We start from the raw sequence: 14638 nt of genomic DNA, 5'->3' as shown, positions 1-14638 counted from the left end.
TGATTACAATTAAAGCAAAAGTTAAAAAATTGTAATAACAAATAATTTTTTAACTTTAAATAGATTAATAACTTTTGGTTACATTATATTTAAACAACTTCATTCTGTTTTATTATTTACTTTTGCTTCTTGTTCTTGCTGTAATTTATACTCTGCTGCTTTTTCTTCTATATAGTTAAAAAAGAAATAACAAAAAGTTAAAAAACTAGTAAGAATAATAGCAAATGTTATTAATATTAACTTAAGCTTTTTCCTTGTATTTTGAGCTTTTAAACGCTTTTCCTCCTCTTCATCTACTATTAACTCAGAGGTTAAAATTTCTTCTTCTTTATTTTCCATATTTTAACTCTTAAAAATTAAATTATATTATGAATGACAGAGTTTAATTATCATTTAAGAGAAGTAATCTATAGAAGTAATTAAAATAAGTCAATGACTATAATTATTGATTGTAATAATTATAGTTTTATAAATTTAATTCACCTATAAATATAATTATTTAGAGTTGAAAAGATCATCATTGTTTCCGCGGGAATGACATACGATCCGTGCAACAAAGCCGCTTTTAGCTAGGAATGACATCAAAGCGTTAAGCTCCAATACAAAGCAATTCTTTTTAGGCAATACTGTCAAAACAATAATGTTAATTGACTTTTTGGAAGTTATATAGAATCATAACCGAAATGGCAAAATGCTATTTTGGGGCTTAGAAACCTCTTGCTATTATGGTGATGCATCAGCCGTTATATGGTGTAATCCTCAGCATTTATGGTTGGGGATGATGATAGACATGTCCAGAGCTTAAGGGTTACTTTGAGCTTAAAATCTATTGTGAACTGTTAGTAGCAGTTTTTCTAACTCCCCAACCACCATAAAATATTTTGTGGTGGTTAAAACTTAAAAATCTAAGTTTAACTAAACGGGGTAGAACCAATATGCTTGACACCAAAAAAATAATAATCTTTCTAACACCACTCTCAAATTCTGAAAATCGTAAGCGTCGTAGAGAACTCCTTAATTCATATTGTCGGCAAAATAATTTCACTATATTAAAAATCCTAGAATAAAGCTCATTTGATCATGGTATTTTAAGAGGGCTAGTTGATCAAATCGTATACGAGCCTAAAGGAACCATTACTGCTTTTATTGAAGATAAATTATTAAACACTCCAAATAGTATAGTTCTCTTTTCAGTAATTGGGACTTATATATTTACTTGGACTGATTAAAACGGAAATATATAATAAATCTTATACTGAGTTAAAACTTTTTGGATCAATACTTGACGATTTTTTAAGTATTGCGACCTTTAATCTTAATTTTTATATTCCAGGATAAATTATGGGGCTGTTAACAAAACAGCTTTAAAATTATTTTGTTAACAGTCCCATAGTGTGTTAAGATATTGCTTTTAAAAATAAGTGATTATCAGTGTCAAAATTTTCTTTTAATATTCATCATCAGCATAAAAAAGCTAGAAGCGGTATTATTGCAACTGCACACGGTGAGATTCGTACTCCCGCCTTTATGCCGGTCGGAACTAGAGGAACGGTTAAGGCAATGCTACCTGAATCGGTAGCCGAAACGGGGGCGGATATACTGCTTGGTAATACGTATCACTTAATGCTTCAGCCGACTGCCGAGCGTATAGCACGCCCTGGCGGTCTGCATAAATTCATGAATTGGGATAAGCCGATATTAACCGATTCCGGCGGTTTTCAGGTAATGTCGTTATCGAAGTTACGCAAGATAACTGAAGAGGGAGTAAGCTTTAGCTCTCATATTAACGGCGATAAATATATGTTAACTCCTGAGCGTTCTACTGAAATACAATATCTGCTCGGTAGCACGATCACTATGGCTTTTGATGAATGTACGCCTTACCCTGCAACCTTTGAAGAAGCTAAAACTTCTATGCAGCTTACGACTAGATGGGCGAATAGATCAAGAAAAGCTTTTATTAAGAGGGAAGGCTATGCACAATTCGGCATTATGCAAGGTAGTGTTTATGAAGAATTACGTGAGCAATCGGCTATGGATCTAGTAGAACTCGATTTTGAGGGCTATGCTATAGGTGGGCTTGCAGTAGGTGAGGGGCAGGAGCTTATGTTTAAAGTACTTGATTATGCTCCTGATTTTCTGCCGCAAAATAAGCCACGCTATTTAATGGGAGTTGGTAAGCCTGCTGATATTATCAGTGCGGTTAGTAGAGGTATAGATATGTTTGACTGCGTAATCCCGACACGCTCAGGTCGTAATGGTCAGGCTTTTACCAAATACGGCACGGTAAATATCCGCAATAGCAAATATGCCGATGATAACGAGCCGCTTGAACATGATTGCCTATGTCCTGCTTGTAAAAACTATAGTAAAGCTTATATACATCACTTAGTTAGAATCGGTGAAATACTTGGAGCAATGTTAATGACGTGGCATAATCTAACATATTTTCAAAACCTCATGAGCCGTATTAGAGAATATATTAAACTAGGTAAAGATTTTGATTTTAGTTCTTAACACGCTCTTAGTTGACTAATTATACAATATGTCTTATTATATGTACATGTACTTAAATATGTCATATTATGGAAGCAATATCTTACACTAAAGCAAGAAATAATTTTGCAGATATTATGGAAAGAGTTTGTGCAGATCACACTTCAGTGGTTGTAACTAGACAAAAACAAAAACCGGTGGTTATTATGTCTCTTGAAGACTATAATGCTATGGAGGAAACTTTATATTTATTAAAAAGCCCTAAAAATGCTGAAAGACTAAAACGAGCAATTAATGATTTTGAAGCAAATAAAAACTTTAAAACAATGTCTTTATAATGGAAATATCATTTCACATTGATGCATGGGCAGATTATTTGTACTTTCAAAAAAATGATATAAAAATTCTAGAAAAAATAAATGAGCTAATTAAAGATATTACACGTTCTCCCTTTACGGGAATCGGTAAGCCTGAAGGCTTAAAGTACAATTTATCAGGCTATTGGTCTCGCCGGATTAATCACGAACATAGGCTAATATATACTATTAAAGGTAAAACCGTTTATATATTACAATGTAAATATCATTATTAAATCCGAATTTTAAATAAAAGTATGAACTACTAATGCAAAATATTGATTTAATATCTGAAGAAGAAGCAAAAAAATTACTAGAAGAGTTAGCTGATAAAATAGAACGCTATAATCATGCTTATTATATAGAAGATAATACTTTAGTTTCAGATGCTGAATATGATCAGATATTTAATACCCATCTCAAGTTAGAACAAAAATTTCCTCATTTAATTTTAGAAAATAGTCCTAGCAAAAAAGTAGGGGCTAAAATAGCAAATAAATTTGCAAAAGTTACGCATCAAGCACCAATGCTATCTCTTAGTAATGTCTTTGATGAAGAAGACGTTAAAGATTTTGTAGATCGTATAAAAAACTTCTTACGTCTTGATGAGTTTGCTCCTATCTTTTGCGAGCCTAAAATAGACGGTTTGTCTTTTTCTGCTATTTATAAAAACGGGCTGCTTACAACGGGAGCTACAAGAGGTGATGGATATGTCGGTGAGGATATAACGGCAAATATTAAAACAATCAAAAATTTTCCTTATAAAATAGATAATGCTCCGGAGTTTTTAGAAGTACGAGGGGAAATTTATATTGAAAAACAAGATTTCTTAAACCTAAATAAAGAACAAGAAGAGCAGGGCAGAGATAAATTTGCTAATCCCCGTAATGCTGCTGCCGGATCACTTCGTCAGCTTGATTCTTCTATTACCGCTAAAAGACCGCTAAAATATTTTGTTTATTCAGGAGGGATAACTGAACAGAATCTCGCTTCTTCACAAGATCAATTACTTACAAAATTAAAAGAACTCGGCTTTAACGTTAATGAAATATCTAAACGTGCGAGTTCTGAAGAAGAAATATTTATCTTTTATGAATATCTCAAAACAAATAGAGAAAATTTACCTTATGAAATTGATGGGGTAGTATATAAGCTAAATGATTTTGCACTACAAAATAGAATGGGCTTTATTACACGAAGTCCACGCTTTGCTACTGCTCATAAGTTTCCGGCTATAATAGGACAAACAAAGTTACTTTCTATTACTGTGCAGGTCAGTAGAACCGGCACGTTAACTCCTGTAGCCGAGCTTGAACCCATAGAAATAGGCGGGGTAACCGTTAGCAGAGCAACTTTGCATAATTTCCAAGAAATTATACGAAAAGATGTGCGTATTGGCGATTATATATTCTTGCAGCGGGCAGGTGACGTTATTCCTCAAATCACAGGAGTTGATATAGGAAAGCGTTCCAATGATACAACAGCATTGTATACTCCTTTATTTTGCCCATCATGCAATTCTAAGTTGCATTATGTTCCTGAAGATATTATTATACGCTGTGATAACGGTCTTAATTGTCCTGCTCAGAATTATGAGCGTATCCGTCATTTTGTCTCGAAAAATGCTATGGATATTAAAGGACTTGGACGTAAGCAAGTTGAGTTTTTAATAGATAAGGGATTAATTAGCAATCCATTCGATATTTTCTTTTTAAAAGAAAAAAATGAAGCTAGTTTAACAAAACTTGAAAATATGGATGGGTGGGGTAAAAAATCAGTAGAAAATCTTTTTAAAAATATAGAAAAATCAAAGAACGTTAGCTTGCCAAGATTTATATATGCATTAGGTATAAGGCATATCGGTGAGCAAAACGCTAAATTGCTTGCTAGAGAATTTGGCAGCTATAATAATTTTATAACTCAAATGGAATTGCTTAGCAAAAATGACCCTGATATCTATCAAAAACTAAACGATTTAGAGGGGATCGGCGATAAGATTCTAGTAGATATTATTGATTTTTTTGATGTTAAAGAAAATATTGAGCTTATCAAAAAACTTGGTGAAATATTAAATATTAAAGATTATAAAGAGACTAGAGAACAAAGTAGTTTAACAGGCAAGATAGTAGTATTTACCGGTAGTTTACCGACGATATCTAGAGCGGAAGCTAAAGCAATGGCTGAAAAGCTTGGAGCTAAAGTTGCAGCTAGCGTATCATCTAACACGGATTTAGTAATAGCTGGTGTTGATGCAGGTAGTAAACTTAAAAAAGCTAAAGAGCTGGGAATTAAAATTATTGATGAAGAAGAATGGCTTACGCTTATACAAAATGTTTAAAACAAGGCATTGCTAACTAAATAAAAAACCCGATGTCATTCCCGCTTCTGCGGGAATGACATCGGGAGGCTAAACTACACCATAAAACAACTTTTTCTAGGCAATGCTAAACTTTTTGACAGAGATAGAACAGTTATTACAAAACATATTAATAAAATTCTGAATGAAAGAGAGCTAGACAATATAGTATATGCAAATTTTGCACATGTTGCCGCTGACGGTAAAGCATATCTATAGGAATAAGAACTAATGAATAAAGAAATAGAAAGTCAGGTAGTAATTATCAAGACGAAAATGGGGAAGTTAATGTTGAGGTTAAAATAATAGACGAAACTGTTTGGCTATCTTTAAATCAAATAGCAGAACTATTTGCCCGAGATAAATCAGCAATTTCAAGGCATTTAAAGAAGGAGAATTAGAAGAAAACACAACTGTTGCATTTTTTGCAACAGTTCAAATAGAAGGAGAGCGGAGTGTCGAAAGACAAGTAGAATACTATAATTTAGATGCAATAATATCAGTAGGATATAGAGTAAATTCTAAGAGAGGGATCGCTTTTAGAAAGTGGGCTACTAACTTACTTAAAGAATATCTCATTAAAGGTTATAGTATTAATCAAGATAAAATTACTCAAAAGAAATTAAATAATCTACAACAAACAGTAGAACTATTAACTAATACTTTGATAAATCAAAATTTGGTAAATAGTACAGGACAAGAATTAATGAATCTTATAAGGAATTACTCTAAAACATGGGAGATATTAGTTAAATATGATGAAGACAAATTAAATCCACCGACAAAATTACAGTCAGAAACTAATGAATTATAAGCTATCAAGAATCTATAGAAGCAATTAAAAAGTTAAAACAAGAATTAGGCAAGCAAGAGGATGTGGAAATAAGTAATTTATTTGGAGCTGAAAGAGACAATAGTTTTAAAGGAATTTTATGTAATATTGATCAAACTTTTGACGGCAAATCTTTATATAACTCGGCAGAAGAAAAAGCGGCTCATTTGTTATATTGCATAATAAAAGATCAGCCGTTTAGTGACGGTAATAAAAGAATAGGTTATTTACTTTATCTTACCAAAGCAAAAATTGGATTAAAAAATATTGGAGTAAGTGCTATGACATCATTAGCATTACTTATTGCAGAAAGCGATCCTATACAAAAAGAATTAATGATTAACTTAATTATGAATTTAATAAATGATTAGTTTTATGGTTAGTAAAGCGCAATTAGTACGAGTGGCAATTAAGAATTACTTATGTGAATTAAAAGAAGATAGAGAAGATGCGGAAATCGCTTTAGCAAGGAAAAATAACAATAGTGACAAACTCCTTACTTCAGAAGAAGCAGCAGCATTTTTAAAAAAGAAGAAAGGATTATAATTTTGAACTATCGTCATATTTATCATGCAGGCAATTTTGCCGATATAGTCAAACATTTAGTACTTATTGCAATTTTAGAACAGCTCAAGAAAAAAGAAAAACTTTTGCAGTTTTAGATGCTTTTGCAGGTCTAGGTCTTTACGATTTAAACTCGGAGGCGGCTTCTAAAACTTTAGAAAGCGATACGGGCATTAATAAACTACTGAAACTTACCGATCCTATTCCTCAGCTTTTACAAACTTTCTTGAATATAGTAAACCTAGCTGGACAAAATCATTATCCCGGCTCACCTTTAATAATTAAACAATTATTAAGACTAAATGATCGCCTAATTGCCTGCGAACTTCATCCAAGCGATTATCTAAGCCTAACAAAACTATTTTCCAACAATATACAGCATCATTCAGAAGGCTTCAGACAAGATGAATTTAAAGGTTGTGAAATGAAAGAGCTGGGATACGAAGATCAACTTGAAAAAGAGTAAGGAGTCTATAAGCCGAGGAGCGGAGCGTATATTAATACGTGAGCATCCGAGGACTTATAAAGACGACGCAGCCAATTTTTCAAGTTCATCGAGTATACATAATATAGATGCTTATAATGCTATAAAAGCTTTTTTACCCTTTAAAGAGAATAGAGGATTAATTTTTCTTGATCCGCCTTTTGAAGTAAAAAATGAGTTTCAAAAACTGCTCGAAGCACTTAAAAAAATTAAGCTACGGATTCTTAATAATACCGTCTTAATTTGGTATCCTATAAAAGATTTATCTTGAGTCCGTGATTTTTACCACAATTATAAAAATATCGAATTTAAAGAAACTATGATTATTGAATATGAGCTTTTAAATAGTGATAAAAATGTGGTAAAGTGTGGGTTAATGTTAATTAATCCTCCAAATATTAGAGGAGAATTAGAAAAATTAACGGAATATTTAGGCAATATTCTTAATTTGAAATTTACGTATATTTATCTTTAATGTCTTTTAAAAAATATATCTTTTTACTGTTTATAGTTTTTCTTGTTCAAGGTTGTAGCAGTATTAAAGAATCTAGTGATACTACATTACTTTCTACTACTTCATCTCAATTAAAGCAAAAATATAAAATCAGCCATGCGGATTTAGTAGTACAGTATGATTTAACAAATAAAAATAGCAAATGTATATATGCAAAAAACTTAGGTCTAATAATTAATAACCCTAAACAAAATAAGATTTTTTTACAAAAATTCCATAATAAAAACCCAGCAGAATTTAATAAAGCAGCCGAAGTAAAAATAGCTGATATAAAGGCAGTTGTAACAAAACTAAATTCAAAATATAAGTTTCTCTCTAAACCGGAAGCTAGCTATTTTACAAAAAAACAAACTCATAGGAATAATATCTCGGAATTAACCAAGCTTGATAAAATAATTAGTACAATACCGCTTATGATGCCGGAATATGAACCGAAAATTACTAGCCATTACGGAACTAGGAAAAGTCCTCATAAAAAGAAAAGAAAAAAGAAATGTTTCCATAGCGGTATTGATTTACAAGCTAAAAAAGCAGCACAGGTATATGCAGCAGCAAGCGGAATTGTTATAAAAGCCGCTAGAGCACCTGATTACGGGAATTTTGTTGAGATTAAACACGGACGCAAATTTGTTACGAAATATGCTCATTTAAAAGAAATACAAGTTAAAGAAGGAAACAAAATTAAGCGTGGTCAATTTATCGGTATACAAGGCAGAACCGGTAATGCAACGGGTGAACATTTGCATTTTGAAATTCTACTAGACAATAAAGCAATCAATCCGTTTGACTTTATTTTTAACTGCTGTAAATGTTAAACTATGATCAAACTTTTATATCCTAAATTTTGGCAGAGGCGAAATATTATAGCTTATTTGCTTTTGCCTATAAGCTTGATATATCAATTTTTAGGCTATTTACGAGCTAGTTTAGCCCGTCCTATTATGTTGCCTGCTAAAGTTATTTGTGTCGGTAATTGTAGCGTAGGAGGTACGGGTAAGACGCAGATAGTAATGTATCTAGCCAAATTACTAAAAGCTAGAAATGTAAGTTTTATAATAATTACTAAGGGTTATGGTAGCAAGCTTAAAAACTCAGCTATTGTAAATGCAAGACATACTGCTACAGAGGTAGGAGATGAGGGAGTAATACTTGCAAAGCATGGAACAGTTATTGCTACTAAAAATATCAAAGAGATTTTACCGTTAATTAGCAAGTTTAAACCTGATGTAATAATAGTTGATGATTTCCTACAAAATCCTCATTTTCATAAAGATTTTACTATAGTTTCAGTAGATAGCCAAAGGCTTTTCGGCAACGGCTTTCTAATTCCTGCCGGTCCTTTAAGACAATATCCAAATAAAGCCCTTGATGCAGCTGATTTAATTTTTTTAGTCAGTAGCACCAATGATAAAATACCAAATATTTTAACTCCTTATGTCAATAAGTTAATAAATGCTCAAATAGTTCCTTCAAATAATATAGATAAAACTAAAAATTATTTTGCTTTTAGCGGCATCGGTAATCCTGAGCATTTCTTTTCTACTTTAAAAAATTACGGATTAAATATAACCGGTTACAAAATTTTTCCTGATCATTATAATTATTTACAAGCAGATTTAGAAAATTTATATTCATTAGCTAAAGAGCATAATACTATCTTAATTACTACAAGAAAAGATCATGTTAAGTTTAATGATTTAAATAATAATATTGTCTGTCTAGATGTAGAACTATCTATAAACAACTCTGATTTATTAAATGAAAAAATTTTTAAAAAAGCTCAGATATTTAATTGAGTATTTTATCGTCGTTATATTCCTTAAAGTAGTAGGAATATTCGGTATAGATAAAGCGGCAGATATTTGTAGTTTTATAGCAAGAAAAGTCGGTATATTATTTGCCGTTAATAAAATTGCTAGACGAAATATTAAAGCAGTATTCGGCGATATGTGTGATATTGAAAAAATCATAGATCAGACTTGGGATAATTTCGGTAGGTTTATCGGTGAATTTACATATGTCGACAAGATGGATGAAGCCGAGTTAGAGCGTAGAATCGAAATAATCGGTATAGAAAATATTAAAAAACTTGAAGGACAACCCTTTTTATTATTTAGCGGTCACTTTGCCAATTGGGATATTAGTCTTAAGATTCTTCATAAATCTTATCCGAAAGTTGCCGTAATTTATCGTAAAGCAAATAACCCGTATGTTAACAAGTTGGTTAATGAAAGCCGTGCCGGTGATAAATTAAGACTTATACCGAAAGGTCCTGAAGGTAGTAGAGCTTTAGTTAGGGCTATCAAGGAGAGCGAATCTATTGTTATGCTTGTTGATCAAAAAATGAATGATGGAATTGAAGTGCCTTTTTTAGGGCATCCTGCTATGACTGCAAACGCTATTGCTAAAATTGCTTTGCAGTATAAATATCCAATTATACCTTGTCAAATCATTAGAACTAAAGGCAGTTATTTTAAAGTAATAGTTCACCCGCAATTAAAGTTTGAGCAAACCGGTGATAATAAAGCCGATTGCTATAATATTATGCTTAATATTAATCAAATGCTAGGAGAATGGGTTAAGCAAAATCCTTCTCAATGGTTTTGGTTTCACAATAGATGGAAGAAATGAAACGTCATTGCGAGCGACCGCAAGGAGCGTGGCAATCCAGTAAAAAATGCTAAAAATTAGCATTTTTTTAATTATTTACTATATTGCTTCGTCAAAATTTTCAATTTTTCCTCGCAATGACGAAAAAAACTGAACCACGTAATAATACTTAAGAAAACATATTCCTTAATTTTTCAAGTACTTCTTGAGCGTGATTTTTAGCATTTACCGATCGCCAAATATGCTTAACAACGCCTTCTTTATCAAGTAAAAATGTAACTCTATCAATGCCCATATATTTTTTACCGAACATTGATTTTTCTATCCATACCCCTAATTGTTCACATAAATTTGAATTTGCATCAGAGGCTAAATCAAATCCTAAACTATATTTTTCTTTAAATTTATCATGAGAGTCAAGCTTATCTTTGGATACTCCGATAATTACCGTATTAAGTTTATCAAATTCCGGTTTTAGCTTGTTAAAATCTTGTGCTTCAATAGTACATCCAGGTGTATCATCTTTCGGATAAAAATATAATACTACGAATTTTCCTTTTAAATCCGATAGTTTAATTACTTTATCTTTACCTATGTGTAAAGATAAATCAGGAGCTTTTTTTCCTACTTCTAATGTCATAACATCCTCAAATTTATTTGATACAAATAACTATATATTAAATATGTATTTTTTAAAATTGTTTTTAAAGTTATATATATTTATGATTCTGATATATAATACTAAGTTTAATTTTTATTAACTATTTTCAAAAAGAGGTTTTATGAGAACTATAGGGGAAGCACTTGAAGAATTACATAATAATCTTAAAGGTTCTGCTAAAATTATTACTGCCAATTTTAATAAAAAATGTCATGAAGTGGCGGATAAATTATCTGTCAAAATTAATGATTTAGAGAAATATGCTAAGGAGTAGTAAAGATCATTCTTTAGAAACTATAAAAGAGCAATATAAAAATTTAATGAAAGAGTTGCAGGATTATCAAAAAATTAAAGATGATAAAGTAGAAGAATATAGACAAACTCTTGTGAAAAAACTTGATGATTTAAGTAAGAAAGTTGAACAGTATAATAATAAACACAAAAATTAATTAGGAGAATATAATGAAAAAATTTTTAATAACATTAGGTGCTACCGCTACTTTATTATTAACACCTAGCATTTTTGCAGATTCGCCTACCAAGGACGAAACAAAAGCAAATGAAGTGCAAACTGAAGAAGTAGCTACAAGCAGTACAAAAACAATTACCGAAAACTTACAGGAATTAAAAGACAATTTAACAAACCTAGCCCAAACGGTATGATCAGATAGCACAAAGTATTACAGAGATAAAAGAAAACATGAAAGATCAGAAAGATAAAAAAAGTGAAGAACTGCAAAAGTCTATAGATGATATAAAAGTAAAGATGGAAGATTATAAAAAAGCGGGAAGCAAGAAGCAAGAAAAAATACATCAGCACCTTGTTGATAAATTAGAAGAGCTAAATAAAAATATTAATGAATATAATAACGATAAAGAAAAAGCAAATTCGTAATTTTATTTAGCTTGTCATCCCGCGACTTGATCGCGGGATCTCAGAATACAAACTGTAATACAAGATACCGTGGTCAAGCCACGGTATGATAATATACCATTAAAAAATCGGTATTATTTATGACTATTACCAAAGAAAAAATTGCAGCTATGTTAAGCTCCAAATTGGGTTTTTCAAATAATTTATGTGAAGAAATAGTTAATATGGTTTTTTCTAACGTTTTAGAAATAGCAAAGAAACAAAAATTAACTTTAAAGAATTTCGGTAGCTTTGAGGTTAAACAAAAAAATCCACGTCCCGGAATAAATTTTCATACTAAATCACCGGTAATTATAGAATCAAAAAAGAATTTATATTTTGTCCCTTCTTCTAAATTAAAAGCTTTAATTAACGAATATGACAAGCAATAAATTAACAAAAAAATATTATTCTGCTAGTGAAGTGATTAAGCATTTAAATATTACTTTACATCAATTAAGATATCTAGAGACAAAAAGCCCTGATTTATCTAATTATAAAATAAATAATAGAAAATATTATACTGCTAATGATATTGATCTACTTCAAAAATCTTTAAATAAAGATATTACATCTCTTCCTACAGCTAGAATCGATGTATTACTTACCAACTTCCATAATTTATCTCTTCAAATAAAAAAATTCTTGCCGATGCTTCGATGACTTGCGTATAGTACTTGTCATATCACGTTTTAAAGAAAAGAAAGGAGCATATTATGACAATAAGACAAATGGTAAAGCCGGTAATTATAGGTATATCAGGTCCTGAATTAACCGATGCCGAAAGAGAATTATTTGAAGAGCATAATCCTTTAGGTGTAATTTTATTCCGTCGTAATATTAGAAAGAATGATAACGGTGAGCAGGATAAAGAAGCCCTTATTAAGCTTATTGCAGATATAAAAGCAGTATTAGGGGAAAATACTATCATCTCTATAGATCAAGAGGGCGGTAGGGTAAAAAGGCTCATAGCACCGACTTTTTATGACGCTCCGGCTGCTCAAACTTTCGTTGATGTGCAAGAGTGCAAACAAAACTATAGCAATATAGGCAAAGAGCTAAGAGAAGTAGGAATTAATTTAGATTTTGCACCGGTAGCGGATTTGATCCATGAAGGAGCAGACAAGATAGTCGGAGATAGAAGTTTTGGCTCAGAGCCGGAAGTAGTCGTACCTTTATGTTTAGCTGCTATAGACGGATTACAAGAAGAGAAAGTCAGGGCTTGCATCAAGCATATTCCTGGTCATGGTAGAGCTACGGTGGATAGCCATAAAAAATTACCGATTGTCGATGCTAGTATAGAAGAGTTAGAAAAAACAGATTTTAAAGTATTTAAAGAGTTAGCGAAGCACGATAATATTAAGCTCGCTATGACGGCACATATAATTTACAAAGCTCTTGATCCAAACAACCCCGCGACTCTATCCAAAATAGTTATTGATTATATTAAAAGTAATATTGGTTTTAAAGGGCTTATTATTGCCGATGCAATAGATATGAAAGCTTTAAGCGGTAATATGAAAGATATTACTAAAGGAGTTTTAGATGCAGGCGTAGATATAGTACTTGAATGTACCGGAGAATTTAATAAAATGTCTGAAGTTTTAGGTAGTGTTTTGGAAGATTCTATAGATAAATTTTCTGACTTGTTTATTGCTTAATGCTATTATTCATTTAATGTCATACCGCGGTCGAACCGCGGTATCTTAGGACATAGTCTGTGATGCAAGATCCCGTGATCAAGTCACGGGATGACAACGGAACTGCACAACGGCAGGTATTTAGCCGTAAAATGGCTATACTTATTCAATTAATCTAAGTTAAAATTAATTAAACAATTATATTGAAAAAAGTTATTTTTACTATTAATCTGTTTTTTAATTTTTAGTTAAAGAATTTATTTTATAAATCACTTGAATAGTATTCAATGAACAGTTTTGTGGATTTAAGTTCTAAAAGCTATAGGTAATATTTACTAAGAATAGAGATATATAGAATTTTAGGTAGCAGGAGGGGATTTGATGTATGATATTACTAATTTGCTTAAAGAAGATTTAAATAAAGCAGATATAGCAAATGAGATATATCTGCGTCTTAAAGAACCTTATTCTGTTTTAAAAAAGATGCAAAGGAAAGAAGTGCCGATTGATGCATTGAAAGACTTAATTGCATGTAGGATTATAGTTAAATCTAAAGCTCTATGCTATAATGCTTTGGACGTAGTTAAGAGTTCTCCGCATTTAGATTGGTTATACACCAAAGATTATATCAATAGACCAAAAAGCAACGGCTATCAGTCTCTTCATAATATAATGCAGCTTTTACACTCTAAACGTAATTTTGAAATACAGATAAGAAGTGAAGATATGCATAAAGATGCCGAGCTTGGTAGAGCAGCTCATTTAAATTACAAAGCAGAACAAGACCGTCATTTGAAAAAAGTTTTTGACGTTACTAATGACATGATACTTTCTAAAGCATGTCAAATGGTGAAACAATTTGAAGGATTAGAAGAGCAAATTGTAGAATATGAAAAAGAAATTATGCGTATTTGGGATACTAAATACGACGAAATGCTAAAATGGGAAAATACTGCTGAAGTGCTAATATTTAACGAAGAGTAGTTTTCTCGTCATTGCGAGCAAGCATTGCCAATGTGGATACCCAACCCGTCATTGCGAGCGACTGCAAGGAGCGTGGCAATCCATAAAAATAATAAAAAATGCTAATTTACAGAATTTTTTACTGAATTGCTTCGTCAATTGCTATGCAATTTCCTCGCAATGACAACCCCGAGACCACGGAATGACATAATTGTGATAAAAATATAACATTTATTAAAACTTTATAAA

At 31.5% G+C, this 14638-nt stretch carries 17 protein-coding genes and 4 pseudogenes; 19 read left to right on the top strand and 2 right to left on the bottom strand.

Features of this window, described 5'->3' with window-relative positions; genetic code table 11:
• Window positions 1–99: 99 nt before the first annotated feature.
• Window positions 100–339, bottom strand: coding sequence for an RP671a family tick cell line-upregulated protein (locus tag RAS_RS06565; protein ID WP_147143379.1), 240 nt, complete (start codon window positions 337–339; stop codon window positions 100–102).
• Between the two features lie 1092 nt (window positions 340–1431).
• On the opposite strand from RAS_RS06565, the gene tgt reads away from it, so the two are divergent.
• The 12 genes and pseudogenes from tgt to RAS_RS06500 all read left to right on the top strand — a co-directional run bounded on the left by tgt (window position 1432) and on the right by RAS_RS06500 (window position 10233).
• Window positions 1432–2517: a tRNA guanosine(34) transglycosylase Tgt gene (gene tgt / locus RAS_RS06555; RefSeq protein WP_010421444.1), complete on the top strand. Its 1086-nt coding sequence runs from the start codon at window positions 1432–1434 to the stop codon at window positions 2515–2517.
• Window positions 2518–2585: 68 nt separating this feature from the next.
• Window positions 2586–2834: a type II toxin-antitoxin system Phd/YefM family antitoxin gene (locus tag RAS_RS06550; protein WP_010421447.1), complete on the top strand. Its 249-nt coding sequence runs from the start codon at window positions 2586–2588 to the stop codon at window positions 2832–2834.
• The gene (locus tag RAS_RS06545) at window positions 2834–3088 is read left to right on the top strand and encodes a Txe/YoeB family addiction module toxin (RefSeq protein ID WP_010421450.1); all 255 of its coding nucleotides are present in this window, start codon (window positions 2834–2836) and stop codon (window positions 3086–3088) included. Before RAS_RS06550 ends, RAS_RS06545 begins: the two co-directional genes overlap by 1 nt.
• Window positions 3089–3120: 32 nt before the next feature.
• The gene (ligA, locus tag RAS_RS06540; RefSeq protein ID WP_147143376.1) at window positions 3121–5190 is read left to right on the top strand and encodes an NAD-dependent DNA ligase LigA; all 2070 of its coding nucleotides are present in this window, start codon (window positions 3121–3123) and stop codon (window positions 5188–5190) included.
• A 382-nt stretch (window positions 5191–5572) separates the two neighbouring features.
• Window positions 5573–5776 (top strand): annotated as a pseudogene (rhuM, locus tag RAS_RS10800) (RhuM family protein); the annotation flags it as partial.
• 96 nt (window positions 5777–5872) lie between these two features.
• Window positions 5873–6022 (top strand): hypothetical protein, encoded by a 150-nt coding sequence (locus RAS_RS10095; RefSeq protein WP_232049200.1) that lies wholly within the window; start codon window positions 5873–5875, stop codon window positions 6020–6022.
• Entirely contained in the window at window positions 6016–6411 is a 396-nt protein-coding gene (locus tag RAS_RS06525; RefSeq protein WP_147143373.1) for a Fic family protein, read from the top strand. The genes RAS_RS10095 and RAS_RS06525 overlap by 7 nt, the downstream gene beginning before the upstream one ends.
• 4 nt (window positions 6412–6415) lie before the next feature.
• Window positions 6416–6586 (top strand): hypothetical protein, encoded by a 171-nt coding sequence (locus RAS_RS08780; protein ID WP_172616155.1) that lies wholly within the window; start codon window positions 6416–6418, stop codon window positions 6584–6586.
• A gap of 2 nt (window positions 6587–6588) precedes the next feature.
• Window positions 6589–7563, top strand: a pseudogene (gene rlmJ / locus RAS_RS11165) (23S rRNA (adenine(2030)-N(6))-methyltransferase RlmJ).
• Entirely contained in the window at window positions 7563–8417 is an 855-nt protein-coding gene (locus RAS_RS06510; RefSeq protein WP_147143370.1) for a M23 family metallopeptidase, read from the top strand. The pseudogene rlmJ and the gene RAS_RS06510 overlap by 1 nt, the downstream one beginning before the upstream one ends.
• 3 nt (window positions 8418–8420) lie before the next feature.
• Window positions 8421–9398 (top strand): tetraacyldisaccharide 4'-kinase, encoded by a 978-nt coding sequence (lpxK, locus tag RAS_RS06505; RefSeq protein ID WP_147143367.1) that lies wholly within the window; start codon window positions 8421–8423, stop codon window positions 9396–9398.
• A complete protein-coding gene (locus RAS_RS06500; protein WP_147143364.1) occupies window positions 9361–10233 on the top strand; it encodes a lipid A biosynthesis lauroyl acyltransferase in 873 nt (290 codons plus the stop codon). Before lpxK ends, RAS_RS06500 begins: the two co-directional genes overlap by 38 nt.
• 148 nt (window positions 10234–10381) lie before the next feature.
• On the opposite strand, the gene bcp is transcribed toward RAS_RS06500, so the two are convergent.
• Window positions 10382–10852 (bottom strand): thioredoxin-dependent thiol peroxidase, encoded by a 471-nt coding sequence (gene bcp, locus RAS_RS06495; protein WP_147143361.1) that lies wholly within the window; start codon window positions 10850–10852, stop codon window positions 10382–10384.
• A gap of 142 nt (window positions 10853–10994) precedes the next feature.
• On the opposite strand from bcp, the gene RAS_RS08765 reads away from it, so the two are divergent.
• The 7 genes and pseudogenes from RAS_RS08765 (at window position 10995) to RAS_RS06465 (ending at window position 14410) form a co-directional block, all read left to right on the top strand.
• Window positions 10995–11147, top strand: coding sequence for a hypothetical protein (locus RAS_RS08765; protein WP_172616152.1), 153 nt, complete (start codon window positions 10995–10997; stop codon window positions 11145–11147).
• The gene (locus RAS_RS08760; RefSeq protein ID WP_172616151.1) at window positions 11134–11322 is read left to right on the top strand and encodes a hypothetical protein; all 189 of its coding nucleotides are present in this window, start codon (window positions 11134–11136) and stop codon (window positions 11320–11322) included. Before RAS_RS08765 ends, RAS_RS08760 begins: the two co-directional genes overlap by 14 nt.
• A gap of 13 nt (window positions 11323–11335) precedes the next feature.
• Window positions 11336–11768 (top strand): annotated as a pseudogene (locus RAS_RS06485) (hypothetical protein).
• Window positions 11769–11887: 119 nt separating this feature from the next.
• Window positions 11888–12178: an HU family DNA-binding protein gene (locus tag RAS_RS06480; RefSeq protein ID WP_147143358.1), complete on the top strand. Its 291-nt coding sequence runs from the start codon at window positions 11888–11890 to the stop codon at window positions 12176–12178.
• Window positions 12165–12460: pseudogene (locus RAS_RS06475) on the top strand (MerR family transcriptional regulator). The gene RAS_RS06480 and the pseudogene RAS_RS06475 overlap by 14 nt, the downstream one beginning before the upstream one ends.
• A gap of 42 nt (window positions 12461–12502) precedes the next feature.
• Window positions 12503–13447, top strand: a complete 945-nt coding sequence (gene nagZ, locus RAS_RS06470; RefSeq protein WP_147143352.1) for a beta-N-acetylhexosaminidase — start codon at window positions 12503–12505, stop codon at window positions 13445–13447.
• A gap of 357 nt (window positions 13448–13804) precedes the next feature.
• Entirely contained in the window at window positions 13805–14410 is a 606-nt protein-coding gene (locus RAS_RS06465; protein WP_029374748.1) for a guanosine polyphosphate pyrophosphohydrolase, read from the top strand.
• Window positions 14411–14638 lie beyond the last annotated feature (228 nt).

Origin of the sequence: Rickettsia asiatica (genome assembly GCF_007989425.1) — a bacterium.
Taxonomy (GTDB): Bacteria; Pseudomonadota; Alphaproteobacteria; order Rickettsiales; family Rickettsiaceae; genus Rickettsia; species Rickettsia helvetica.
The sequence above is the reverse complement of the archived record's forward strand: the minus strand, read 5'-3'. Positions and strand labels throughout refer to the sequence as shown.